Origin of the sequence: Wolbachia endosymbiont of Drosophila leontia, from assembly GCF_028981785.1 — a bacterium.
Taxonomy (GTDB): Bacteria; Pseudomonadota; Alphaproteobacteria; order Rickettsiales; family Anaplasmataceae; genus Wolbachia; species Wolbachia pipientis.
The window spans coordinates 1-2,495 of the sequence record NZ_JAPQLK010000107.1 but is presented as its reverse complement, the minus strand read 5'-3'; the positions used below and the strand labels follow the sequence as shown (position 1 = coordinate 2,495).

Here is a 2,495-nt window from a genome sequence, read left to right as displayed (position 1 = left end):
CCAGTATTGGTCTAATTTTTTCAAATTGTTCTTTACTTATATCTCTTGGATAGCTTTTTTGCATAGATATACCTCTTTCTTAACTATGCTTATTTTACCTCATATTTTCGAGATCCTTAACAGGTTCTAAGAAATCGCTTTACTAACCACAGTATGTTTGGGTCTGTTATCCGTTCCTTCAAGCATCTCATTAGCCATTTGTGCTGGACATTATCAAAGAATTTCTTGATATCAACTTCTACTACATAGTTAGTTGGTCTGTACATAACTGCTTTATTTAGTGCATTTACCGCTTGATGACAGCTTCTACCAGGACGAAAACCATATGAGTTATCCAGAAAGTTAGCTTCATAAATATTTTCTAATATCTTCTTCAGCATTATCTGGACTAACTTATCTTCTGTTGATGGTACCCCAAGTCCGCGTTTCTCTTTGCTTCCAGCTTTTGGTATATATACTCTTTTCACTGGTTGCGGTTGATATTGCTTTCTTTTCATACTATCCACCAGAGTGTTAAGCTTCTCTTCAAGATTTTCTCCATACGCTTCTACTGTCACCTGGTCTATACCGCATGCTTTGTTATGCTTTAGCTCTTTATAACATTCAGCAAGATTCTCTGCGTTTATCAGATGAATTAACGATGTAAATTTCAATCGTTTATCTTGCTTGGCTCTTACTGCTATCTGATTTAGTTTTCTTTGCACGTTATTCCAACCTCCGTTGTATTGGCATAGCAATTCCTAAACCAGTCACTATATTGCTGACCGCTTCCCCTTGTATGTGGCTTTCCCACACTCTGAGTACTATCAATCAGTCCGACTTCCTTTATATCTTCCGTCAGTACTCGCCTTTGTTGACTTGTTCCAACGTACCTTAATAGGAATACAAAGGATCTCCCAAGTTTACGTAAACTCCATCTCAACACGTGATACGGCCTCAGATCTCGATAGAGTGAGTGATAACTTGCCCTATTGTTACCCTTCTTGCTGTCTTCCACTATATGCAACGTGTCGACCTCTATGACATCGAGAATTTCGGGACTCAATACCTTCACTTTCGTTGTACCCTGTGTTGTCCATTCCACTAGCTTTACTACGCTCGTTACCTTACGCAGCATAGTAGTTTGTTCCAAGCTGCTGGCTAGGCTTTGCCTGGATTGGATTTTCACCAACTGGACTTTACGCACTTTGCTTGGCGCACGCATGTTCCTCCTTAAAAAGTTAATTAAATAAAAGTCTATATCGGCTTTTACATAACTAATTTCTTTGTATGGTGCTATAAATAGGATTAGCTTTGATAAGAATCTTTTCTGTGTTCAATTGAAGTAATAACTACTGTATGTTCTGGTACATCTATATAATAAAGTATACGATAGGTACTCACCCGTAGACTACGTTGCCCACTTAAGTTATGCTTTAATGGCTTTCCAAGTCCAATTGGATCAACTGTTAGACGCTCCATTATTGCCTTCTTAATCATTAACTTTACTTTTGCTGGAAGAGCCGGAATGTCTTTCTTTATAACAGATTCTGAATAGTCTATATTGTAAGGCTTAATCCCAGAAGGCATCTCGATGTTTAACCCTCTTTTCTTTATAGCGTTCGTCAGCAATCTTAGATAATTCCATATCTTCAATTTCTTCTTCCATTAATTCAGTTAATAACTTTAAAACGGACTTGTCTTGAGATTGTGCTACACTAACAAGTAAACCAGTTAACTGCTCTATGGAATTTGTACGAGCTTTAGAATCCATATTAACTATATACCTACAACTTCTTATATTTTAACATTTTTATGTAATTTTGTCAACCATATTAGATCCCTAGAATCGTTTGTAGCAAGGCCATTTGATCAACGCCATTTATCTTTCTAATCATATTTTCAGCATCGATTTCTACCAGCTCATTACCGCCTATAGTAAGTTTATAGTAATGGGCAGCTACAGTACATTTCAGCGTTGCTTTCTCAGCAGGTTTCCAGTTACCAAAATCAAATTCTTTAAAAATGCCTCTTAAATTGATTATTACTGCTCCAATATCATTACTTCCACTACCTTGCATTCCACCTCTGAGCGTCAAAGATACCGAATTTCCATTTATCAACCCAAATAGCCGAAAGAGCTCTGTATCGTATTCAGCAAAAGTGAAATCTGCTTCAAGCTTTTCCATGCCCATGTCAATATTTATTGGAATATCCATACCACCAGCACGGTACTCTTCTGTTTTTATGGTAAGCTTTGGTAGCGTAATTTCATCTATTTTTCCTGCATAACCACGACCATCTACAAATACGTTAGAATTTCTCAGTATTTTGGGTAACACTTCGCTTTCTCCTAACTTATTAGAACCTGTTAAGGATCTCGAAAATATGAGGTAAAATAAGCATAGTTAAGAAAGAGGTATATCTATGCAAAAAAGCTATCCAAGCGATATAAGTAAAGAACAATTTAAAAAAATTAGACCAATACTGGAGAGTAGCAGAAAGAAAACAAAACC

At 36.7% G+C, this 2,495-nt stretch carries 4 protein-coding genes; all 4 read right to left on the bottom strand.

Translation table 11 applies throughout. From position 1 onward, the window contains the following. Positions 1-116: 116 nt before the first annotated feature. Positions 117-704 carry a reverse transcriptase domain-containing protein gene (locus OZD63_RS03470; protein WP_274979700.1) on the bottom strand — a complete coding sequence of 196 codons (588 nt, stop codon included), beginning with the start codon at positions 702-704 and terminating at the stop codon, positions 117-119. Between the two features lie 583 nt (positions 705-1,287). Continuing rightward, positions 1,288-1,569, bottom strand: coding sequence for a type II toxin-antitoxin system RelE family toxin (locus OZD63_RS03465; protein WP_010082215.1), 282 nt, complete (start codon positions 1,567-1,569; stop codon positions 1,288-1,290). Further along, the gene (locus OZD63_RS03460) at positions 1,553-1,753 is read right to left on the bottom strand and encodes a hypothetical protein (protein WP_274979701.1); all 201 of its coding nucleotides are present in this window, start codon (positions 1,751-1,753) and stop codon (positions 1,553-1,555) included. The genes OZD63_RS03465 and OZD63_RS03460 overlap by 17 nt, the downstream gene beginning before the upstream one ends. Positions 1,754-1,814: 61 nt before the next feature. After that, on the bottom strand, positions 1,815-2,321 hold the full coding sequence (locus OZD63_RS03455) for a phage major tail tube protein (protein WP_275008126.1): 507 nt from the start codon (positions 2,319-2,321) through the stop codon (positions 1,815-1,817). Between the last annotated feature and the right edge of the window lie 174 nt (positions 2,322-2,495).